Below are 20,133 nucleotides of genomic sequence, written 5' to 3'. Positions count from 1 at the left end.
GCTCCATTGGTGAACACGTGTTCTCGTAGGCGGCCTTCGGGAACGAAGTGTAGCCGCGTAAGCAGTCGCTGTGAAGCATGGTTTTCCGGACCGCAAGCAGCCTGAATTCGGTGCAATTTGAGGGCGGTGAATCCGAATTCGATCAGCAAGGATGCGGCCTCGGTTGCATAACCGCGTCCCCAGTCCTCCCGCCTTACTGCATAACCCAGCTCGCCCCCATCACGGCCGAGGCCAATACGAGCGAAACCGACGAGAACGTCATCGCCGTTTGCGATCGCAAGATAGTAGTCCGGCCGTGGCTGGGTCTGTGCACGTTGGATGTCGGCGGTTAGGCGTTGAGCCTGATCGGCTCGGGTTCGGGTGTCGTAGCTCAACCACCGAGTGACCTCCGGATCGCCGACCACACTCATCGATGCATCTAGATCGTCGATGCGAAATTCGCGCAGGCTGATGCGAGGGCCGTTGATTTCAATAGGAAACACAGGGCTGACCGTATCTCTCGGCGACTGGAGGCGCGTCATGCGGGGAGGGCGGCGGCAGGCACCCTGCTGAATGCTTCGATCTCTTCCCGAAGGCTTTTCGCCTCGGATGACCCGGTGTAGCGTCGTGCGCGCAGCGCGTGGTGCACTCGACTTGCGCTCGTGATGATGCCACCGATGCGTCGCTCGGGTTCAAGCGCCAGCAACGGGATGAGCGCATTGCGAGCACCTTCAACCTCGCCTGTGTGAACCCGAGCAAGAGCGAGTTCGGAACAGGCGCCAGCTTCGTCACTGAAAGATCGGTCTTCTGGTCTGCCGCGCTCGAACAGGTCCAATGCCGTTAGCGCCTCAGACTGAGCGCGTTCTTGATCGGCTTCGCCTTCTAAGCAGACGTACGTTCCAGCGGCGTAGTAGCTTTGCTTGGCCTGCGGGAAAGAGAGCAGACCTCCGATCGCGTCAAGGTCGTCAGGCTGGTATTCCGAGCGCCGATCGATCGCCCGGCCGATTGCCGCGCTTGCCTCGCCTTCCAGGTTCATAAGGGCCCACGCCCGGGCCTCAAGCGCAGGCAGCCATGCTGCGACCGAGCCAGTTACATTGGCCGCGAACTCTGCGCCGTTCTGGGCATAACGCACTGCCTCCTGCGGGCGACCCGCCCAGTATGCAATCAATGATTGCAGACCTCGCGCCCACGCACGTAAGCCCTGATGATCGGCGTTGTCGGCGCACACGTAGAGGGTCCTGGCGTGAGTCATCGCTTCATGGAACTGGCCCAAATCTTGACTTGCCTTAGCGATAAGACCGGACACCACTCCCGCTAGCGTATATAGATCGCGAGTCAATGTCGGCTTCTGGCGGCCCTCCAGGATTCGAAAAATCGTTTCCTGGCCGTCGATCAGGTCTCCCATAAAGGCTATAAGTGGATCGTGGACGTAGGCGTTGGCGAGATATACCACGTCGTCCTGAAGTTGAGCGATTGCTTCTGGGCCGACGTTGTCGATCTCAGCGAATGTTGCGAACCTGGCCGCACGCCGAGTTGCCATTGCAACCTGCCTTTCTAAGGTTCCTGGCGAGCCGCTGGGCTCGTCTGTTAATGCGGGCGTTCCAACTCGGCCTGACGAAACAGAGTCAAACGTAGTGCGCACTGTGTCGCCCGTTGACGGCATCGAGGAAGCGTCGGGGGGTGGCGGCGCCAAGAGTTCGGACATCGCGTTGCCCCAGAAAAGGCGGGCAACACGTCGCTGTGATGGGCGCGGCGCAGTTCGAACGTCACCCGCAATCCAACGTCGCAACGTTCGAACACTCAGGGTGGCATCTTCACCGTTGGCCCGGGCGCACCGCTCGAAGTTGGCCACGATTTCGTCGTGGGTGCACTCGTCACGCTCGACTAGCACTGCGAGCAACGTGGGCCTTTGGACTGCCGCCATCTCCGACCCCTTCCGGACGGATCTCTCGCAACGACGGTAGGGCTCAGCACTGCCATCTAGCCAGTCTGGAGCCCGCTGCGGAGGGAAAAGGCCGCGGGACGCCGGGCTTGCGGCAGCCTAATGGCAGCGAGCAGGCCCTGGCGCGCGCTTCTTACGACATTGTCCACATCGGCACACTGCGTGGCGAGACGTAGCGCACCCGCTGCGCTACGGGCCGTCATCGATTGCGGCGCGGAACGACACGACTGGAGCCACGATGGACGCCCTGATCCACATCGTATTTCGACGGCCAGCCAGGAGCCGCTGCTGACTTGGCTTTGGTCGAGAGCCGACGACTCCTCGCTCGCCGTCCCCAGCCCCCGAGGCGGTGCGGCGGGCGAGGCACCAATCGCGACCGGGGCGCGAGGTGGGCAGTCATCCGGGCTGGAGCTGCTGCGAGGCATGGGTTGAGCGTCAGTGATTTCGAGATGAGGTGATCAGCGGTGGTGTATCACGTGGACCCTTGGCCTGCGGATCGTCACGGTGAACGTCCCGGCCTTGGGCCGGGGCCTCATCGGGATTCGCCGTTCGGCCGGCACGCTGCTGGTCGCCCGGTGGCGGCTGCGTCCGTGGCTGCGCGGGGCGTGCGTTCGGTCGAGGTCCGCAGCTCCGCAGGTGGCGGGTGGCCGGTGCTGGCGGATGACATGTTCCGGTTGATCCATCGCGACAGTGACGGGCGCCTGCTTCTGGATGCCCGGGTGGCGGGCCTCGGGTTGTCCGCGGCGTTGCTGGGCGAGCTGCTGCTAGCGGATCGTGCGGTGCTGCGGGACGGGTTCGTCCTTGTCGCTGAGGGTGCGCCTCCGGGTGATGTGTTGGCGCACGCGGTGTTGGACCAGGTGTCCAGCGAGCCGGTCCATCATCCGGTACGCACGTGGCTGGCGTATCTGGCCCGCGGTTCCCGCGCCCAGGTCGCGGCCCGGCTGGTCCGTGGTGGTCAGGTGCGTGAGCACCGTTCGCGGGGCCTGTTCGGCCGGTCGGTGCGGTACGTGCCGGTGGACATGAACGCGGCGGCCTGGCCGTGGGCGCGGTTGTCGACGAGGCTGCGGGCCGGCGAGCCGCTTGATGTGTTCGACACCGTTCTCGCTGGTCTGGTCCTGGCCACAGACCTGCACCGCATCGTTCTGTTGGGCGCAGCCGACGACCTGGCGGGTGAGCTACGCCGTGTAGTCGCGACCGCGCCAGTCATGATCCGCGAGTTGATCTACCACACCGAAGCGGCGGTGGGTGACGCGGTCATCACCAGCACCTGACTCTCACCATTGCTCTTCACCTTTGCGTCGTCTTCCCCTCGATTTTCTGGAGTCGATACCCGTGTCTTCGTTTACGGTTTCTGCCCCGCCCAGCACGGTCACGGCTGAGCTGGCCCGGTCCAGGTTGGGGGTGTGGCCGCTGGTGTTCACGGTGATGGCGGCTGCCGCGCCGTTGACGGTGGTCGCTGGGGGTGCGACGGCGGGTTTCGCGGTCACGGGGATTACCGGGATTCCGCTGGGTTATGTGGTGGTCGCGGTGTTGCTGGCGGTGTTCGCGGTGGGGTATGTGGCGATGTCGCGTCGGGTGGTGAACGCGGGCGCGTTCTACACCTACGTCACCCATGGCCTGGGCCGCCCCGCGGGGGTGGGGGCGGCGTTCGTCGCGGTAGCCGGCTACAACCTGATGCAGACCGGCCTGTACGGCGGGTTCGGTGTCGTCGCGCAGACGTTCATGGCGGCCGAGCTGGGGATCTCGGCGCCGTGGTGGGCGTGGGCGATGGCGGCGTGGGCGGTCATCGCCGTGCTCGGTGGACGGCGGATCGATCTGAACAGCCGGGTCCTGGCGACCGTCCTGATCGCGGAGATCGTGGTGGCGGTGATCCTCGCTGGCGTGCAGGTGGCGCACCCGGCCGAGGGAACGGTCTCGTTCACGACGCTGTCCCCGGCGAACTTGTTCACCGCCGGGTTGGGTGCGGCGTTGGCGACGGCGATCGCCGGCTATGTGGGGTTCGAGGGCACCGCGGTGTTCAGCGAGGAGTCCAAGGATCCGCAGAAGACTGTCGCCCGCGCCACTTACCTTGCGTTGGCGGTCATCGGCTTGTTGTACGCGTTCTGCGCGTGGGCGATGTCGGTCGCCACGGGGCCGGCGAACATCGTCGCGGCGGCCACCACCCACGGCTCCGAGCTGATTTTCACCCTGACCGGCCCGTACCTGCCCGCAGTGGTGATCACGGTCGGCAGGTTGTTGTTCGTGACCAGCCTGTTCGCCGCGCTGCTGGCGTTCCACAACACCGCCGCCCGCTACTTCTTCGCTCTCGGCCGCGAAGGCGTCCTGCCCAGTGTGTTGGGCCGGACCAGCCCGCGTACCCGCGCTCCGATCTGGGGCTCCGCGCTGCAAACGGTGATCGCCGCCGGGGTGATCAGCACGTACGTGCTGGCCGCGTGGGATCCGTTCACGCATATGTTCTTCTGGCTGACCGTGCTCGGCGGACTCGGTGTGCTGATCCTGATGACCGCCACCTCGGTATCCGTGCTGGCCTACTTCACCCCGGCCCGCCGTCGGGTGGGGGTCGGTGCCGGTCGCGGGATCCTCGCCCCGGCGCTGGCCGCGCTCGGCCTGGGCGGTGTGCTCGCGGTGACGTTGGCGCAGTTCGCGACGCTGCTGGGCGTCGACCCCACGTCCGGGCTGCGCTGGCAGCTACCCGCGGTGTACGGCGTCGCCGCGGTCGCCGGGATCGTGTGGGCGCTGATCCTCAAGGCCCGCCAGCCGCAGGTGTACGCGGCGATCGGCCGCGGCGCACACAGCACCACCAGCCGCCCGGCACCGCTGACCACGGCGGGTAGGTGAACCGCTGATGTCCGCGACCGCCGCGCACACTCACATCCGGGCCGCCGGGCCGGGCGACGCCCCCGGCATCGCCTGGCTGCTGACCGCAGCGTTCCAGCAAGGAGATCTCGGGCCTTGGCTGATCCCGGACCCAGAAGAACGCGCCCGCCGCTACCTGCCGTACTTCACCATCCTGGCCGAACACGCCCTCACCTACGGGCAGGTCGATGTGCTGCTCGATATCGCGGTCGCCATCTGGTACCGCCACGACGACCAGCCCCAGCCGGCGATCCGCGACTACCCGGCCCGGCTGTCCGCCGCGGTCGGCCCGCACTGCCCGCGCTTCTACGCCCTCGACGCGGCGATGCACACCCACCACCCGCAGACCCCGCCGCATTACTACCTCGCCTACCTGGCCGTACGCCCGCAATGGCAAGGCCGCGGGATCGGCAGCCAGCTCCTGGAACACCGGCACCGGCAACTCGACACCGAAGCGATGCCGACCTACCTGGAAGCCACCGGCCTGCGCAACCAGGCCCTCTACCTGCGGCACGGCTACCAACTCCGGCCCTCGTACCTGGTCGGCCAGGGCGGGCCACTGCTACATCCGATGTGGCGACCCGCCGGCCCGGTCAACGGCCACCCGACCAAGCAGCCGGGAGGGGCGTCATGAACACCACGGCGGGTCCGGCAGGGACGCACCCTGCCTCCGGGCTGAACTCCGAGGTGCCGCACAGCGCCCGGATCTGGAACTACTGGCTGGGCGGTAAGGACAACTTCGCCGCCGACCGCGCGGTCGGCGACAAGGTCATCGAGCAATACCCCGAGATCGTGCGCGTGGCCCGCGAGTCCAGGGCGTTCCTGCGCCGCGCCGTCACGTTCCTGACCGGTGAGGCGGGTATCCGCCAGTTCCTCGACCTGGGGACCGGCCTGCCCACCGTCGACAACACCCACCAGGTAGCACAGGCGATCGCACCCGAGGCGAAGATCGTTTACGTCGACAACGATCCGCTCGTGTTGTGCCACGCCCGCGCGTTGTTGACCAGCGACCCGGCCGGGGCGACCGCTTACGTGGATGCCGATGTCCGCGACCCGGACACGGTGTTGCGGGAAGCGGCGAAGACCCTCGACTTCGGCCGGCCGGTTGCGGTGATGATGCTGGGCATTCTGGGACACGTCGCCGACGACGACAAACCCGCCGACATCGTGCACCGCATCGTCGCCGAGCTGGCCCCCGCAAGCTACCTGGCCGTCAACGACAGCGTGCTGACCGACCGGACCAGCCGGGCCGTCAAGGCAGCCAGAGACGGGGGCGCCGACTACCACCTACGCACCCCCACGCAGATCGAACAGTTCTTCGACACCCTGGACCTGGTCGAACCCGGTGTCGTCTCGACGCCGCTGTGGCGGCCCGACATCGACAGCCCGGAGACGCTGAACGTCTACTGCGGCATCGCGCGCAAGGCCGGGTGACCCCGTGAGCCCGCGACGACCTACACCGGCCCCGGCAGACGGCCCGGTAGCCGCCGGTCCCGATGCTGCTGTTTCGGTGCCGGTGGGGGTCGCGCTGGCGCACGTCGCCTTACGGCCGAGTTTCGACTGCGGGAAGTGCGGCGAGCCGTGGCCGTGTGCGCCGGCCAAGGTCGAGCTGGCCGAACAGTTCCAGGCCGACCTGTTGGGCCTGAGCACTTACCTCGGCGCGCAAATGGTCGACGCGATGGAGCAGGCGACCGGCAACTGTGCGTGGGGCCGGGTCGACAACCTGTTTGATCGCTTCCTGGGCTGGATCCCACGAGACAGGAGAGATCGTCGTGCTGCGTAACGCCCTGTTCGCCACCGCCTCCCGTGAGCCCAACGCGAATGTCGGCGTGGTGATCAACAACGTGTATGTGGAGGTCGAGGGCGTGCATTTCGATCCGGACCGCGGCTGCCTCGTCCTGGTCCTGGATGCCGAAGCCCTCCAGCAGGCGATCGGCCGAGGCAGGGACGACGAATCTGCCAGAAAGGAGCAGGCGGATGCTGCCGAAGCTGTTCGCTCTCACCCGGAAAACCGATAACGAAGCGGAAAGCGTCGTCGGATACGGGATGGTGCTGCCCGACGGCTCCGCGCACTCGGTGTCCTGGCCGGCCCAAGCCGGGACGTCGGTCTACTCGACCAACAGCGCCGAAGAAACCGCCGAGCTACGCCAAGCCGACCTGCTCTGGCTCGGTGACCCCACTTGATGGAGACGAATGACATCGCAGCGCGGACCACCTACCTACCCGATTGATCCTCGCGTTCCCGCACAGCCGTCCCGACCGAACCTCATTGAACCGAACCATTTGTTGATTGGAGATCCGATGCAGACGTTTATCGCATCCGCCGACATCGCCCCCGACACCGTCTGGACCAAGAGCGGCCGGTCCGGTTCCGCCGGGCACTGCGTCGAACTGGCCCAGCTCGACGCAGGTGTCGCCCTGCGCCACTCGAAAGCCCCCGACCAGGGAGCGCTGGTGTTCACCCCCGCGGAGATGTCCGCGTTCGTCCTTGGCGCCAAGGACGGCGACTTTGACCACCTGATCGTGCCCTGAGCCCGGACCGCGAGCGCTGACACGCGGCAGACGGTGGCGTAGCGAGAGCTCCCATCTCCCGCTACGCCACCACGATCAGCGTACTGAGCCGAGCACACGACACCCTGAAGACCGGCCGTGTGGCAGCCGGACACGCGACCGATCCCGCAGGCTCGTGGCATCCGCCCGCCCGATGATCTCGTTACTCGTTCGGAGCCGCCTCCCAAGATCACCGACAGGTGTGGTGTCGGGGCTGGTGGCGGCGCCGTTGCCAAAGGGCTCCCGGCCGGGGTCGCCTCCCGTGGAAAGCAGACGACCCGGGCCGGGACGGAAAGTGCACTGCGGTGCGGAGACCGCATCTCCGCAGCACAACTCCCGGAGAGGGGATCGTCTCATGACGGTCAACCTGTACGAGCTGCCGACCGACGGTGTCCAGCTGAAGGACTGCGGAGGCAACCTGCAAAGCGGCATGGAGTCCTGCGTGTCGTTCGCCCCGCTGCCCGGCGCCACCGACGCGTACCTGATCGGTGACACCAAGCCGGAGAGCAACGGCGCGACGCTGCGGTTCACCGGCGACGAGATCCGCTCGTTCGTCGAACGCTGGACCCGCGACGCGAACGCCATCACCTGACACACGCGACGACCGCCAACAAATTTGGGCGGGCCGCTTCGCCGGCCGGGGTGGCCCGCCACTCCAACTTTCGGGGGATAGATGGGATCAGCGCTGCACTGGCACGGGTACGGGCCGTGGACCGGCTCGGGACAAGAGCTGCGGCAGGCAGAGGGATCGCTGCAACGCAACCCGGGCAGCAAACCCGAGGACATGCACACGTTCCTCGCCTCGACGATGCCGCCCATGCAGCTCGGCCACTTCCTGCTGCGTACCCGGGCGACCGCGCGCGAGCGCACCTGGACCGACCTCGACGCGGCGCTGGCATGGCTGGCCGAGCACTACCGCAAGTACCCGCCGGTGCACCTGCCGGCTGAGGGCTACTCGGATGTCGGTCTCGATGCCCGCATGACGCACAGCCGCGACGGCCTGGCCCATGGGGCGGATGCGTACTGGGAGTACTACATCGCCGGGTTCAGCAAGGTCGCCTACGGCGTGATCTGCTGCCCGCACGCCCACAGGTCCGAGATCCCTTGCCCTCTGCCGCCCTCCTGACCACCCCTTGCATAGGGAGGAACCGGATGTCTCTGAGCATGTTGTTCGACCCGGCCACCGTCGCCGCCATGATGACCGGCTGGCCCGACAAACCGTCGGTGCACCAACTCCCCGACGACAGCCCGCTACCGGCGATCCTCACCGACCAGACCCTGTACGACTACCTCGACACCGGCTGCGTGCCGCCCGGCGACGTCAACATCATCAAAAGCGCCGCACCCCGGCACCCCTCGTCGTTCACCACCGCCGGCCGGCTGGACCCGGTCAAGGTCAGGTACTGGCGGGATCAGGGTTACACCGTGCAGCTACGGCACCTGGAGCACTGGTACCCGCCGATGCGGGTCGTCACGGGCGCGATCCAGCACGAGACGGCCTGCACCGGCTACGCCTCCGCGTTCGTCACCCCACCCGGCGAACAGGGTCTGGAATGGCATTGGGACCAGAACCTCGGCATCGTCGTGCAACTCGCCGGGACCAAGACGTGGGAACTGTGGGAGCCGATCGTGGAGCACCCGACTGGTGACTTCCACACCTCCGTGCAGCGGTGGGACGACGACTGGGTCACCCGCTGCCGCCAGAACGGCCCCGACCTGACCGTGCAACTTGCCGCCGGTCAAGTCCTGGTCCTGCCCCGCGGCTGGATCCACAACCCGCACTCCCGCGACGCCGCGACCGACAGTGTGCACGTCACCGTCGTCATCCAGGAACGCACCCCGCTGTGGATCGCCGAACACCTCGTCGGCAGCGCCATCCACAACCCCGCCTTCCGGCACGCGATCCCACCGGCAGACCTCACCGGGGAAGCGCTCGCCACGCATATCCGGCACGTCCGGGAGTTGCTCATCGAACACGTCAACACCCTCGACCCGGAAACCTTCACCCGGGCGTTGCGGGCCATCGCCGAACGCCACGACGAGCCCGCCGCCGGCTGACACCGGCACCCCTCAGACAACCCGGCACACCGACGTGCCGGGCCATGTAGCCACATATATCGAAAGGTATCAATGAAACTCCTCAGACGATCAACGATCGCCGTGGCCGGTTTTCTCGGCACGCTTCTCCTGGGAGCGGCTCCCGCTCTCGCGATCGTTGGCGGGCAAGAAGCGACACGCTCGTATCCGGGTATGGCCGCGGTGTCGGTGGACTACCCGGGACTGGGCATCCTCAAGTGCGGTGGCAGCCTGATCACCCCCAGGTATCTGCTCACCGCTGCCCACTGCGTGTCCGACTTCACCGTTGAGCCGAGCGTGGTGTCCGTGGCCCCGGAGCGGATCACGGTACGGATCAATTCCCGCAGCCGGCTCAGCGGCGGGCAGGAGGCCATCGGCGCGAGGGTGCTGATCCATCCGGACTGGGCCTGGCTCCAGGACACCGGCCGGCCGATCGCCGACATCGCGCTCGTCTTGCTGGATCGGGCTGTCGGCGGCCCGATGATGTCGCTGTCCTGGGCGCGCAGCGCCCGGATGGGGCCGAGCCGGCTCATCGGCTGGGGACTCCGGGAGTTCCCGGTGCCGGCCGGCACCGAACTGCCCGAGATGCTGCGCCAACGCGACGTCACCGTGCTCTCCGACTCCGACTGCTCCGGCGGCCTGATCAGCGCGGGAGAGATCTGCACCAGCCCCGGCGCGTGCTTCGGCGACTCGGGTGGCCCGGCGCTGCAATGGCTGAGCATTACCGACCGCCGCAGCAAGCAGGGCAAGTCGGTCGGCGTCGCCAGCCGCGAGACCAACAGCGCCAACCCGTGCGGATCGCCGATCATCTACACCGACCCCGCGTTCTACGCCCGGTGGATCGTCACGACGATCGTTTCCGGCACGGTCGCGCCGAGCAGGCACGTCCGGGCGTACACCGCGCAGGCGACGACTCTCGCCGACGACTTCACCTTCCTTATGAAGCCGACTCCCTAGCGAGCCACACCCTGTGAGCCCCGGTCCAGCCGTCGCGCGCTGCCCGACCGCCCCGTTCGACGCAGGGTGCGGCGGCTGGACCGGCACACACGAAGTCGTGCCCAAGGCTGCCGGGCTCTACAGAGCGCGAGTCGAAGGTGCACAGTGCGGTCACCTGGGTCTGGGGATTGACGTCGTGCAGGGTGCCCGCCAGGGCAGCACCCATGCACGTTACCGTCTTGACGGATGCGCGACGGCGTCACGCCGACGTATCAAGCCACCGCCGCAGCCGCCCTCTTACCCGATCGCCGCGTGGCTTTTACGGGGGCCTTCACCTCGGCCGCCGGGGCCTTACCCGGCGCGGCCTTCGCGGTCTCGTACGCCTCGACGATGTGCACAGGAATACGGCCCCGCTCCGCCAGCTCGTGACCGTTCTTCGTAGCCCACTCGCGGATCGCTGCGTTGTCGGCCCGGCTGTTGCGGCCCTGCTTCGGCGCAAGGCCGGGACGCCAGGTACCGGCACCGCGGCCGAGCCGGGTACCCGCAGACTGGTACGGGGCAAACAGTTCACGCAGCTTGCTCGCGTTCTTCGTGGACAGGTCGATGGTGTAGTTCACCCCGTCCAGCGCGAACGTGACGGTCTCCTCGGCATCGCCGCCGTCGAGGTCGTCGATGAGCCTCTCGATGATTTGTTTCGCCATGGTCCCTTCCCGTTGGGCTACTCGAATCTTTGACTATCAGATTTGATCAACCGATCATATCGGCATGCCGATTTAAATGAGGCCCGTAGCAAAGTGACCTGAGCCTCTAATTGTTGCTGGTGTAGTCGAACCACCAACAACGGCGGCGCGCAATCCAATTTTCGCGATGGCTCACGCCGCGGACAACGCGACATCGCCTGACAGCACCACAGCCTGACCAGGCATTTTGGGCTGCCCGATGGGCTGGTTAACTGGCGGGAGATGACGGCGCACCGTGCTCACGCTCACACCAGCCTTCGACGCAATCGCCTCAACCGAAGCGCCCGGACCCAACGCTTTCGCCGCTGCAACGACCTGATCCTTTCGGGTGAGCGTTGCCGGCAAAGATCGGCGTCGCGCCGCCGCGGACGGTTCCGATGACTTCGATGTGGCTGCGGCATGTCGCGTTGCCGGCATCGGCGACGGCTCGGGCTTCGTTTTCCTCGTACGCGAGCCGTCAGGCTCCGCAGCTTCGGCCACCGGCGCCGTCACGACTGGAGCGATCACGGCGCCTGTCTGGCTGTTCGCGGCGGACACCTCAACGGCATGCTGTGCCGGCCGCATCGAAACAACCAACTTGCTCAAGGCCATGAACGCTGCGGACGGCAACCCTGCCACGATCCAACCGAAGGCAGTCGGCTCGGCCTGGGCAAGCTGCGCGACTAGGGAGAAGAGGAAGCCGCCGAGCAGCGCCGACCACGCGAGTGAACCCGGCTTGCGGCCGTGGCGCTTTTGGTGGCGAATATAGAGCAAGGCACCGATCGGCAGCAGCTCGGTGATGATTCCGTTCGTCCAACCGGCCTCGTACGGCGTTTCGTCTGGGCTGTTCTCCATCGTCCAACCGACGACGCGGAAGAACGCGACCTTGCCGGCCAGGATGGCGACGGCGCCGAGTATGAGGAACAGCGCAACGCGCTCCAGCCGGTCGGCAAGGCCCGGCTCGGTCGTTGGCGGGTGCGAGTTCGTGGTCAAGGGGACGTCCTCCAAACAGCAAAAGAGCCCCGGCGACGACGGTGCGTCGACCGGGGCTGACCTGGGGGTTGAGGTGGTAGTAAACCTGTAGTAAGCCGGTAGTAGAACCGACCCGGGATCCGGTAGTAGGGCGGTAGTAAAGACCAGCCGCAAGGGCTGGGACTTACTCGAACGAGCGAGACGGTCCAGATGTCTTAGCGCAGGTCGGGCCGCAACGACTGGGTCAGCGCAAAACCCCTGAGACGGAGATCGAACAGCTCATAACCCAGAGGTCGCAGGTTCAAATCCTGTCCCCGCTACGAGGTAGAGGGGGCTATGTCCGCAGAAAGCGCGGACATAGCCCCCTCTTCGCATATCTGCTCCGGGGGCCGAGCCCCCGGAAACCCCACGTTGTTTGGCTGCGGTAACGGATACGTTGCGCCTTTAGGGCCTGGTCAGCAGGTCTGGCAGATTTGTGGGGGCCTGGCGGATCGTCTCGTAGCTGGTTCCCATGGCGGGGGCTACCAGGCGGTGGCAGCCGTCTAGTTCTGCGTGGATATCGCCCCGGGGAGTTGTCAGGTGGGCGAAACGGGTGGCGGGGGCGGGGCATGGTGGTGCTTCGCCGGAGGATTGGATTGCCTGCTTTACGGCGGCCCAGCGGGTGGATGGTAGTAGGCGTCCGGAGACGAAAGTGCCCTGCGGCTTTTCGCTGTCGCGGCCGCTCGGCTTCACCTCGTAGATGCACAGGCGTACCGATGCGGTGTCGGCTGCCAGCGGGGCCAGATCGCCCTGGCGTGTGGGCGGGTAGACGCCGGTGAACCAGACCATGTCGGTGGCGACCTGATCGCATCCGCTGGCGGCGGCCTCGGCTGACACGACCTCCCCGAGCACCCGGGTCTTGACTCGCGTCCAGCGCAGCCCGTCCATGGCGGCGGTGGCTTCGGCGAGGGGCTTGCCGCAGTCGCCGCGGGGAATGTGCGGGCGTACCCATCGGCCCTGCGCGTCGAGCAGCACCAGCCGGGGCGGGGCGTAGCCGTCCGCGGGGCAGAGCAGGGCCGGCACCTCGTCGTCGGCGGACGACTCCGGTGGCGGTGGCGCGTCCGGCAGGCGCAGCGCGGCGATCAGGGCCGCCACGTCATCGGCATGGTTCTCGACGGCGATGGCGTCGGTGCCGCCGTCCGGCCGTCGCTGAGTTCCCTCCTCGCACCTGGCGGCGGCCACCGGGTGGAAGGTGCCGGAGTAGCGCAGGAGCGGCACGGCGTCGGTTCCCTCGTCCCGCGGCCGCATGGACGGTTCGCCGGCACACGAGCGCCAGCGCGGGTGGATCCGCGGTTCGCTCGACGGCGGCGGATCCGGCGCGGGTTCGACCGACGGGAGCGACTGCCCATCCGCCGGTGCCGTACCGCTCACCTGCCCCGCGCAGCCGGCAGCGAGCAGGGTGAGCACCGCACCGAAAGCGAGTGCCGTGCCGCCTCGGGCCGTCGCGGCGGCAAGCCCGGCGGCCGGAAACCGCAGCTTGATCATTCCCGGCAGCCTAGGACCGGCAGGCCCGTCCGCCTGCCAGTAGGTGGGTCGGTCAACGGTCCCGAACGGGTGGATGCGCGGACCGCCTTTCGGCCGACCCGTCATCCACTCGGACCGGCCGTCGGGCGGGGTGAGGGGCTTCCCGCGCCAACAGGAAGCCCCTCTGGCAGCCCACGTAGACATGCCACGTCGATCCTTCATCGGGGACCGGCTCGATGGCCAGTCCGCATTGTCCGCACCTTGGCGGGCGGTTCGTATCGCCCCGGTGGGGACGGCGTTGAACCTGCGGCAACGCCGTGACCTGGGCCTCGGCCAGAGCGCGATGATTCGTACAGTGTCGTGCCGGTTCATCCCGATTCGGTGGCCCATACTTACCGAGCCGAGGCGGCGCCAGAATGACCCACCGCCCCGGCTGGTGTAGCCCACGTGCAACCGTTGGATCCGGGTGGACCGGCGGTTGCTCACCTCGAAGGAGAGACATGCCGGAAATCAGTTTTGAGCTGCCCGGTGACCTGGTGCCGGTGGTACCGAACGGTGGCGACGCCGTCCGGGTGGTCTGCGATCCGCAGCAGTTGCCCGTCATCACCCTGATCGCTGCCGTGCTGATCCATGCGGCTCTCGGTGATCCCGGGTGGATGGACATGGCGAGCCAGGTGCTCGCCATCGCCTGGATCCTGGAGCGCGTCCAGCCGGCCCTCCTCGGGACGCCTCGGCGGTACGAGGCCTGAGATGCCCCGGACGGAGAAACCAGTCACCACCGACGTGGTGGAGCTGGGCGCGTTCGCCATCGAACTGCGGCAGTTGCGGGCGCGGGCGGGGCTCTCCTATCAGGAACTCGGCAACCGGACCGGTCGCAACGCCTCGGTGCTGTCCCGGGCCGCGGCCGGTAACACGCCGCCGACCTGGGAGGTGACCAGGCAGTTCGTCGATGCCTGCGGTGGCGATCTGGATGAGTGGCAGCGCCGCTGGTCCCACCTGCAGCAGGCGCTGCGCCGCTACCACGAGCAGGAGGACGGCGGAGATGACGCCCCGGCAACGGCGGCGGCGTTCAACGCGCGTTTGCGGCGCGTGCTCGAGGGTTCCGGCGTCAGCGTCCGGAGGCTGGCAAAAGACCTGCACAGCTCGTCGAGCAGCGTATCGGCGAGCCTCACGTCCTATGTGGTACCGGAGGAATCGCTCGTGCGTGCGGTGCTCGGCAGCGTGGGCACGGCGGACGAGGAGGCCGAGAAGTGGCTGGCCTGGCGGCGCGAGCTGGAGGCGAAACAGCCCGCGCCGGAATCCACCACAGATCCGCCGGATCGGGCCGCCGGTCCGGTCCGGCGCGACGTGAGACGGACGGTGATCGGGGTGACCGCCGCTGTCCTGTGCCTCTTCATCGGCCCGGTGGTGTGGCAGATAGCAGCGCCGGTGCCGGCCGAACCGACATCGCGGGTGTGGTCGCGCCCGGCGCCGGTCGCGGAGGCTCCCGCGTCGTCCCCCTCGGAGACACCGGCACGCGAGCGGCCGGACGGCGCCGTGACGCGGGATGCCGTCGGTGAACGGCCGGCGTCGGCGCCGGACCGCCCGGCGCCGTCGCCGTCGCCAAGCGGCGCCCGGGCGCCCGCGGCGACGGTCGTTCTGCCGTCGGGTGACGAGATCAGGCTGGTCAGGCCGGTCGAACCGGTGGTCACGTTCGACGGCGACGACGGTCAGCGGGTACGGCTGTCGACATTGGATCCGGACTGGACCACTACGGTCCAATGCCGCAGCGACCATGGGTCGTCCAGCGGCTGGTATTACGTGAAGGACGGGTTTTATCTGCAACGAGAGGATTTTGCATTCACCGGTGACGGCCCGCCCCGGGTGCCTCGGTGCAGCCAGGTCAACTTCCCCGAGGCGACGTGTGGGTCGGTGACCCGGCGCGCGCTGGTGGTGGGGCCGTGCGCAGTGCTGCCCGCGCTGATCGCCTGCCTGGAGCGGATCGTCCTACCGCCGGCAGGTGCGCCGTCGATCGAGTTCCTTTTCGATCCGGCGTGTCGGCGGTTGCTGGGCGTCTGATCGCCGGGGGCCGTCGCCGCCGGGCCGCGGCCGGCGGCCTCCGTTGCAGCTCAGCCCGGATGCGGGCGGCACGGGCTGGGGACGGCAGCGGGTCGCCGGAAAACCGGGGCGTGGTGCTAACGCGTACCTCCATGGGATTTTGAGGGGTCGGAAAGCAGTGCGGCGAAACCCAGCCCGGCGGCTCCGATGAGGGTGGCGTCGTCGGCTAAAGCGGACAGGCGCAGCTGGGTGCGGTCGCGGGAGACCGGGAGGACGTGCCGGGCTATCCGGGCCGCCACGTGTGGGGCCGCGCCCTGGTAGACCTCGCGGAGCATGCCGCCGAAGATGAGGACGCCGGGGTTGAAGAGGTTGATCAGGTTGCTGACGCCGATGCCCAGCCAGTCGCCTATTTCGGACAGGGCGGCGGTGGCCTCCTTGTTGCCCTCGGCGGCTTCGCGGACCACGTCGCGGACCGCCTCGCGGCCGAACAGGTCGGGGGAGCGGCCGGCCGCGGACAACAGAGCGTGTTCGCCTACCTCGGCTTCCAGGCAGCCGCTGGAACCGCACAGGCAATGGCGGCCCTGGTACGGGTTGACCAGCATGTGGCCCACCTCGCAGCCGTAGCCGCTCTCGCCGCCCAGCAGGTCGCCGTCGACCAGGATGCCGCCGCCGACGCCCACGTCGCCGTGCAGGTAGATCAGGTTGGGTTCGCCGCGGCCGGCGCCCCGCTCGTATTCGGCCCGGGCGCCCAGGTGGGCCTCGTTACCGACGGCTACCGGCTGGCCGAGGCCCAGGGCGCGGGCCAGTTCGGCGCCGAACGCCTGGTCGACCCAGCCGAGGTCGGGGCCGTACCGGACGGTGCCGTCGCCCGGGCGGATCATGCCGCAGTACGAGGCACCGACGCCCACGCACACGGCGCCGGGCGAGGCGGCCTCGTGCAACTCGCGGCCGAAGCCCGCCAGGACGCTCACCACGCGGTCGAGGTCGACGCCGGCTCGCGGGCGGGTGGCCTGCCGGCGTTCCAGGATCGCGCCGCCCAGGCCGACGCGGGCGGCGTCCAGGCGATCCACCGACACGTCGAAGGCCAGGACGTAGACGCGTTCCGACTCGGGGCGCACCACCAGCGACGGCCGGCCGGCACCCCTGGTGGCGGCGGGATGTTCCTCGCGGACCAGGCCGGCGGCCACCAGTTCGGCGGTCAGCGACAGGACGGTGCTGCGGTTGACGCCCATCCGCTCGGCCAGCTCGGTCCTCGACAGCGGGCCGTCCAGGTGGACGTGCCGGAGCAGCGTGCCGAGGCTGGTGCGGTGCCTGGTCATGTCACGCCGCGGCCTGGGTCAGCTCGCGGCGCCGCCGTCCCCAGCTGCGGGTCTCGGTCAGCACCAGCGCGTCCACGGTCGAGACCAGTTCCTGCTGCTTGTCGGGGGTGCGTTCGGCGGCCGGCAGCAGGCGGTACTTCGTGATGACGCCGGTGGCCTTGGCCCACGCCTCGGAGAAGGCCAGCCAGTCGTCGTGCCAGTTGACGATGCGCCGCAGGCCGGCCAGGAAGGTGACCAGGGCGGCGACGGAGGCGGTCAGCCACGCGGGTGCGCTCAGGGCGGCCAGCACGGTGGCGGCGCCGGCCAGGAGCAGTGCGCCACCCTCCAGGATCAAAAACCTTTGGCGGGTACGACGCATCGACGCGCGGTACCAGTCGGCCTGGACCAAGGCATGCACCAGGGCCCGGTCGGCCAGATCCTCCCCGGTCAACTCCCGATCGAGGTGGATCAGCCGTTTCCGCTGGGACCGCGCGTCGCGTTGCATGTTCACCGGCATAGTTTGCCGGGAATCGTCAGCAGCTGGTTACCCCGCTGCCCTTGCCCCACCGGCAGGTGTCGATGGTCTTCTTGGCGTTGGTCCGCAGGATCGCGGTGTCGCCGCCGTTGTTCCAGACGTGGCCCTTGCGTCCCCAGTACCGGTACGTCGAGGTGTTGGTGCCCTTGCCGGTGCGCACCGTGATCGACTTGCCGGCGCCGAGGGTGAACGTGCCGAAGGTGTAGACGTGGTTCGCGGCGTCCCGGACCGTCCAGCCCTTGAGGCTGATGGCCTTCTTGGTCTTGTTGGTGACCCGGAACCACTCGCCGTTGAGGCTCTTGGTGGTGGTCTTGTCCGTGCCCGGGGCGTTGTACTGGATCCGGGTGAACTGCACCGAGCCGACGGCCGGGGTGGCCGGCTTCGGCGGCGTGGGCTTCGGGGTGGTCGGCTTCGGGGTCGGCGTGGTGGGCGTCGGCTTCGGCGTGGTGGGCGTCGGGTTCGGGTTGGTGGGGCCCTGAACCGTGATCGCGACCGAGTCCGAGTAGTTCGCGACGATGCCGTTATCGGCGTCCGCGCCGATGTGGGCCCGGTACGTGTGCGAACCGCCGAACAGCCCCGAGTCGGACGCGCTGAACGTCGCGGCCGGGTCGCTGGTGTGACCGCTGGCGACCGTCGTCCAGGACCCACCGGACAGCCGCTGCACCTGAACCGGCAGGAACGGCTGCGACGGGCTGACACCGACCGTCGCAGACACCTGACCGGAACCGGGCGACGACAGGCTGAGCGTGACTCCCGCCCGGATGCTCACGTCGATGTGGTTGGACCGCAGCCCACCCGACTCCACGTACCAGCGGAAACCCGAGTCCTGGTTACGCCGGATCTCGAACCGCCCGTTGGAGCCGGCGATCGAGGAGACGAACCCGCCGCGGTCATAGTCCGGTGCCTGGTACATGTCGGTCCTGAACTTGAGCGCAGCTTCCCACAGATAGACCGTCGAACCTGGGTCGGCCGTACCGGTGAGCGTGATGATGCCGAAGCCGGTGCGGATGGTCGGCTGATCGAGCGTCGGAGTGGTAGCGGCGGCAGCGGGTGCGGCCACAGCGAACACGGCGGCGACACCGGCAGCGGCGGCCGTGGCAACGTGCTTGATGATCATTCCGAGCAGCTTAGGTACCGCTTAAGTACGGAGTAATAGCTGCTAGGCCGATGTTTTCGGCCGGTCAGGACACCTGCGATGATGCCTTCCGCCGGTGGGTGCCGGAGCTATTTGGGCGGTTGATGTGCTCGATGTTCTGCAGTGTCGGTTCTTCGAGGGGGACGCGGTAACGGTAGGTGATGCCCTCATCGCGCACGACGAAGTCATCGGCGTCGGGACGGCGCCAGGTGAGAATCATCTGACCGTAGCGCTCGGAGAGCCGAACCAGCGCGGGGAAGTTGTCGACGTTGACGACGGGCTTGCCGGGTGGGCTGGCCATCGGCTCGACCGGGACGAGCAGGTGGGAGTATCGGCGCTCGATCTCGGTTCGAGTGCGCAGCGGGACGAGGCGGCGGGCGATCAGGGCGAGAACGACGGCGCCGACCAGGGCGCACAGCGCTGACAGCACGGCGTACGAGCGGGCCTGACCGGCCGTCATGATCGAGTAACCGAACGGCTTGATCTCGCGCACGACGCGAATCTTGGCTGGTTGTTCGGCGGCGGAATCCTTCACCAGCAGGGAAGAGGCGCCGTTCACCAGCGAAAGTTGTAACGATGTCAGGTTCAGCTGGAGGGCTGCGACGAATGGATTGCGACCCGGAGCCGAGACCCGTGCGGTGATGCTGATTGCTACGGGCGCGGGCGGCACACCGATGGCCTCGGCTGCGGCAATTGCCCGCTCGTCGAGGTCGTTCAAGTTCAGCGTCACCGTCGTTGTGTGGTTCTCGCCGGTGATTCTCTTCGAATTCGAGAGAGGTATTGTCGTGTGCCACCCGGTTCCGTTGGTCAGTCGGGCCGCCACCTCGAATGTGCCCGGGTAGCCGCGAAAACTTAGGCCCAACTTGACCTGGTTTGTCAGTTTTCGAAAGATGGGATCCGGCGACGTGACCGTGGTGCCGTCGTAAGCCGCGGACCGCGGAACCGAAGCGGTATAGGAGAAGGCCATCGATTGGCTCAGTCCCGACTCCGCATCTTCCAGGTAGGTCACCGGCTTCATCCAACCCAGAACGCCCAGGACGAGAGCCGAGCAAGCGGCAACGGCGATGCCACCGGCTGCAACACGTAGTGGGGTGGACAGGCGTCCGACGGCCTTGAGTACCGCAGCCGCCATCGCCCAGGAGCCTCCTTGGGGTGCCATGGCCTTCGCCCTCTTCTTCCGACGACCTCGGGGAATCTCCCTACGAGTCCGCGCCGTTGCAGCACCGCCGCTGACGACGAGGAAGCCGATCACGCCAAGTCCGCTTGGGCCGAGCAGGGGCTCCAGCCAGGTGCCGACCTTTGGGATGTGAAGGACGGCCCGGCCGATCAGTTCGTCGGCGGTGGGCTTGAGGGGATCGACCGATTGGCTGTTGTCCCCCTTCAAGACGAAACCGGTGTCACCGTGTCCGCCGATGATGCGATGCAGCACCCTTTGTCCCGGACTGGAACCATGATAAGCAACGATCTGCCCGACTTCGTATGAATCGGCCCGAACCGTGAAGACCAAGCCCCCTTGGTAATAGACCGGGTTCATGCTCACGCCGTGCGTGACGACATAGGAGAGGCGCGCGGTCATTACCGCCCACGCCACTATG

General features: G+C 67.7%; 23 protein-coding genes. 14 read left to right on the top strand and 9 right to left on the bottom strand.

Annotated features, from left to right (window positions below):
- Window positions 1-482, bottom strand: a 482-nt coding sequence (locus Ari01nite_RS07675; RefSeq protein WP_203780397.1) for a GNAT family N-acetyltransferase, incomplete at its 3' end; no start/stop codon positions are given.
- Between the two features lie 35 nt (window positions 483-517).
- Entirely contained in the window at window positions 518-1,903 is a 1,386-nt protein-coding gene (locus Ari01nite_RS07670) for an NsdA family TPR-like regulatory protein (RefSeq protein ID WP_203780396.1), read from the bottom strand.
- Window positions 1,904-2,586: 683 nt separating this feature from the next.
- Here Ari01nite_RS07670 and Ari01nite_RS07665 point away from each other — a divergent pair.
- From Ari01nite_RS07665 to Ari01nite_RS07610, 12 genes are all read left to right on the top strand, one after another.
- A complete protein-coding gene (locus tag Ari01nite_RS07665; protein ID WP_203780403.1) occupies window positions 2,587-3,192 on the top strand; it encodes a GOLPH3/VPS74 family protein in 606 nt (201 codons plus the stop codon).
- A 61-nt stretch (window positions 3,193-3,253) separates the two neighbouring features.
- Window positions 3,254-4,759 carry an APC family permease gene (locus tag Ari01nite_RS07660; RefSeq protein ID WP_438872151.1) on the top strand — a complete coding sequence of 502 codons (1,506 nt, stop codon included), beginning with the start codon at window positions 3,254-3,256 and terminating at the stop codon, window positions 4,757-4,759.
- Window positions 4,760-4,766: 7 nt separating this feature from the next.
- Window positions 4,767-5,411 carry a GNAT family N-acetyltransferase gene (locus Ari01nite_RS07655; RefSeq protein WP_203780395.1) on the top strand — a complete coding sequence of 215 codons (645 nt, stop codon included), beginning with the start codon at window positions 4,767-4,769 and terminating at the stop codon, window positions 5,409-5,411.
- Window positions 5,408-6,211, top strand: coding sequence for an SAM-dependent methyltransferase (locus Ari01nite_RS07650; protein WP_203780394.1), 804 nt, complete (start codon window positions 5,408-5,410; stop codon window positions 6,209-6,211). The genes Ari01nite_RS07655 and Ari01nite_RS07650 overlap by 4 nt, the downstream gene beginning before the upstream one ends.
- Window positions 6,212-6,215: 4 nt before the next feature.
- Window positions 6,216-6,560, top strand: coding sequence for a hypothetical protein (locus Ari01nite_RS07645; protein ID WP_239162554.1), 345 nt, complete (start codon window positions 6,216-6,218; stop codon window positions 6,558-6,560).
- On the top strand, window positions 6,550-6,795 hold the full coding sequence (locus Ari01nite_RS07640; protein WP_203780393.1) for a hypothetical protein: 246 nt from the start codon (window positions 6,550-6,552) through the stop codon (window positions 6,793-6,795). The genes Ari01nite_RS07645 and Ari01nite_RS07640 overlap by 11 nt, the downstream gene beginning before the upstream one ends.
- Window positions 6,755-6,961: a hypothetical protein gene (locus tag Ari01nite_RS07635; protein ID WP_203780392.1), complete on the top strand. Its 207-nt coding sequence runs from the start codon at window positions 6,755-6,757 to the stop codon at window positions 6,959-6,961. The genes Ari01nite_RS07640 and Ari01nite_RS07635 overlap by 41 nt, the downstream gene beginning before the upstream one ends.
- Window positions 6,962-7,078: 117 nt before the next feature.
- Entirely contained in the window at window positions 7,079-7,309 is a 231-nt protein-coding gene (locus Ari01nite_RS07630) for a DUF397 domain-containing protein (protein WP_203780391.1), read from the top strand.
- Between the two features lie 373 nt (window positions 7,310-7,682).
- Entirely contained in the window at window positions 7,683-7,919 is a 237-nt protein-coding gene (locus Ari01nite_RS07625) for a DUF397 domain-containing protein (RefSeq protein WP_203780390.1), read from the top strand.
- 81 nt (window positions 7,920-8,000) lie between these two features.
- A complete protein-coding gene (locus Ari01nite_RS07620; RefSeq protein ID WP_203780389.1) occupies window positions 8,001-8,453 on the top strand; it encodes a hypothetical protein in 453 nt (150 codons plus the stop codon).
- 26 nt (window positions 8,454-8,479) lie between these two features.
- Entirely contained in the window at window positions 8,480-9,385 is a 906-nt protein-coding gene (locus Ari01nite_RS07615; protein WP_239162553.1) for a JmjC domain-containing protein, read from the top strand.
- A 72-nt stretch (window positions 9,386-9,457) separates the two neighbouring features.
- Complete coding sequence (locus Ari01nite_RS07610) at window positions 9,458-10,360, top strand: S1 family peptidase (protein ID WP_275410830.1); 903 nt, start codon at window positions 9,458-9,460, stop codon at window positions 10,358-10,360.
- A 251-nt stretch (window positions 10,361-10,611) separates the two neighbouring features.
- Here Ari01nite_RS07610 and Ari01nite_RS07605 read toward each other — a convergent pair whose 3' ends face one another.
- The 3 genes from Ari01nite_RS07605 to Ari01nite_RS07595 form a co-directional block, all read right to left on the bottom strand.
- On the bottom strand, window positions 10,612-11,040 hold the full coding sequence (locus Ari01nite_RS07605) for a histone-like nucleoid-structuring protein Lsr2 (RefSeq protein WP_203780387.1): 429 nt from the start codon (window positions 11,038-11,040) through the stop codon (window positions 10,612-10,614).
- Window positions 11,041-11,211: 171 nt separating this feature from the next.
- Window positions 11,212-12,051: a hypothetical protein gene (locus tag Ari01nite_RS07600; protein ID WP_203780386.1), complete on the bottom strand. Its 840-nt coding sequence runs from the start codon at window positions 12,049-12,051 to the stop codon at window positions 11,212-11,214.
- 423 nt (window positions 12,052-12,474) lie between these two features.
- A complete protein-coding gene (locus Ari01nite_RS07595) occupies window positions 12,475-13,554 on the bottom strand; it encodes a hypothetical protein (RefSeq protein ID WP_203780385.1) in 1,080 nt (359 codons plus the stop codon).
- Between the two features lie 479 nt (window positions 13,555-14,033).
- On the opposite strand from Ari01nite_RS07595, the gene Ari01nite_RS07590 reads away from it, so the two are divergent.
- Entirely contained in the window at window positions 14,034-14,282 is a 249-nt protein-coding gene (locus Ari01nite_RS07590; protein WP_203780384.1) for a hypothetical protein, read from the top strand.
- 1 nt (window position 14,283) lies between these two features.
- Window positions 14,284-15,591, top strand: coding sequence for a helix-turn-helix domain-containing protein (locus tag Ari01nite_RS07585; protein WP_203780383.1), 1,308 nt, complete (start codon window positions 14,284-14,286; stop codon window positions 15,589-15,591).
- Between the two features lie 116 nt (window positions 15,592-15,707).
- Here Ari01nite_RS07585 and Ari01nite_RS07580 read toward each other — a convergent pair whose 3' ends face one another.
- From Ari01nite_RS07580 to Ari01nite_RS07565, 4 genes are all read right to left on the bottom strand, one after another.
- Window positions 15,708-16,889 (bottom strand): ROK family transcriptional regulator, encoded by a 1,182-nt coding sequence (locus Ari01nite_RS07580; RefSeq protein ID WP_203780382.1) that lies wholly within the window; start codon window positions 16,887-16,889, stop codon window positions 15,708-15,710.
- Window position 16,890: 1 nt separating this feature from the next.
- The gene (locus tag Ari01nite_RS07575) at window positions 16,891-17,373 is read right to left on the bottom strand and encodes an SLATT domain-containing protein (protein ID WP_239162558.1); all 483 of its coding nucleotides are present in this window, start codon (window positions 17,371-17,373) and stop codon (window positions 16,891-16,893) included.
- Window positions 17,374-17,401: 28 nt separating this feature from the next.
- Window positions 17,402-18,520: a lamin tail domain-containing protein gene (locus Ari01nite_RS07570; protein ID WP_239162552.1), complete on the bottom strand. Its 1,119-nt coding sequence runs from the start codon at window positions 18,518-18,520 to the stop codon at window positions 17,402-17,404.
- A gap of 64 nt (window positions 18,521-18,584) precedes the next feature.
- Window positions 18,585-20,114, bottom strand: coding sequence for a DUF5305 family protein (locus Ari01nite_RS07565; protein ID WP_239162551.1), 1,530 nt, complete (start codon window positions 20,112-20,114; stop codon window positions 18,585-18,587).
- Window positions 20,115-20,133 lie beyond the last annotated feature (19 nt).

Source organism: Paractinoplanes rishiriensis, from assembly GCF_016862375.1.
GTDB lineage: Bacteria > Actinomycetota > Actinomycetes > Mycobacteriales > Micromonosporaceae > Actinoplanes > Actinoplanes rishiriensis.
The sequence above is the reverse complement of the archived record's forward strand: the minus strand, read 5'-3'. Positions and strand labels throughout refer to the sequence as shown.

Coding starts and splice junctions, on each gene's coding strand:
- Ari01nite_RS07670 (WP_203780396.1), bottom strand. CDS start 1,903: ATGGCGGCAGTCCAAAGGCCCACGTTGCTCGCAGTGCTAGTCGAGCGT.
- Ari01nite_RS07665 (WP_203780403.1), top strand. CDS start 2,587: ATGTTCCGGTTGATCCATCGCGACAGTGACGGGCGCCTGCTTCTGGAT.
- Ari01nite_RS07655 (WP_203780395.1), top strand. CDS start 4,767: ATGTCCGCGACCGCCGCGCACACTCACATCCGGGCCGCCGGGCCGGGC.
- Ari01nite_RS07650 (WP_203780394.1), top strand. CDS start 5,408: ATGAACACCACGGCGGGTCCGGCAGGGACGCACCCTGCCTCCGGGCTG.
- Ari01nite_RS07635 (WP_203780392.1), top strand. CDS start 6,755: ATGCTGCCGAAGCTGTTCGCTCTCACCCGGAAAACCGATAACGAAGCG.
- Ari01nite_RS07630 (WP_203780391.1), top strand. CDS start 7,079: ATGCAGACGTTTATCGCATCCGCCGACATCGCCCCCGACACCGTCTGG.
- Ari01nite_RS07625 (WP_203780390.1), top strand. CDS start 7,683: ATGACGGTCAACCTGTACGAGCTGCCGACCGACGGTGTCCAGCTGAAG.
- Ari01nite_RS07620 (WP_203780389.1), top strand. CDS start 8,001: ATGGGATCAGCGCTGCACTGGCACGGGTACGGGCCGTGGACCGGCTCG.
- Ari01nite_RS07615 (WP_239162553.1), top strand. CDS start 8,480: ATGTCTCTGAGCATGTTGTTCGACCCGGCCACCGTCGCCGCCATGATG.
- Ari01nite_RS07610 (WP_275410830.1), top strand. CDS start 9,458: ATGAAACTCCTCAGACGATCAACGATCGCCGTGGCCGGTTTTCTCGGC.
- Ari01nite_RS07605 (WP_203780387.1), bottom strand. CDS start 11,040: ATGGCGAAACAAATCATCGAGAGGCTCATCGACGACCTCGACGGCGGC.
- Ari01nite_RS07595 (WP_203780385.1), bottom strand. CDS start 13,554: ATGATCAAGCTGCGGTTTCCGGCCGCCGGGCTTGCCGCCGCGACGGCC.
- Ari01nite_RS07590 (WP_203780384.1), top strand. CDS start 14,034: ATGCCGGAAATCAGTTTTGAGCTGCCCGGTGACCTGGTGCCGGTGGTA.
- Ari01nite_RS07585 (WP_203780383.1), top strand. CDS start 14,284: ATGCCCCGGACGGAGAAACCAGTCACCACCGACGTGGTGGAGCTGGGC.
- Ari01nite_RS07580 (WP_203780382.1), bottom strand. CDS start 16,889: ATGACCAGGCACCGCACCAGCCTCGGCACGCTGCTCCGGCACGTCCAC.
- Ari01nite_RS07575 (WP_239162558.1), bottom strand. CDS start 17,373: ATGCAACGCGACGCGCGGTCCCAGCGGAAACGGCTGATCCACCTCGAT.
- Ari01nite_RS07570 (WP_239162552.1), bottom strand. CDS start 18,520: ATGATCATCAAGCACGTTGCCACGGCCGCCGCTGCCGGTGTCGCCGCC.
- Ari01nite_RS07565 (WP_239162551.1), bottom strand. CDS start 20,114: ATGACCGCGCGCCTCTCCTATGTCGTCACGCACGGCGTGAGCATGAAC.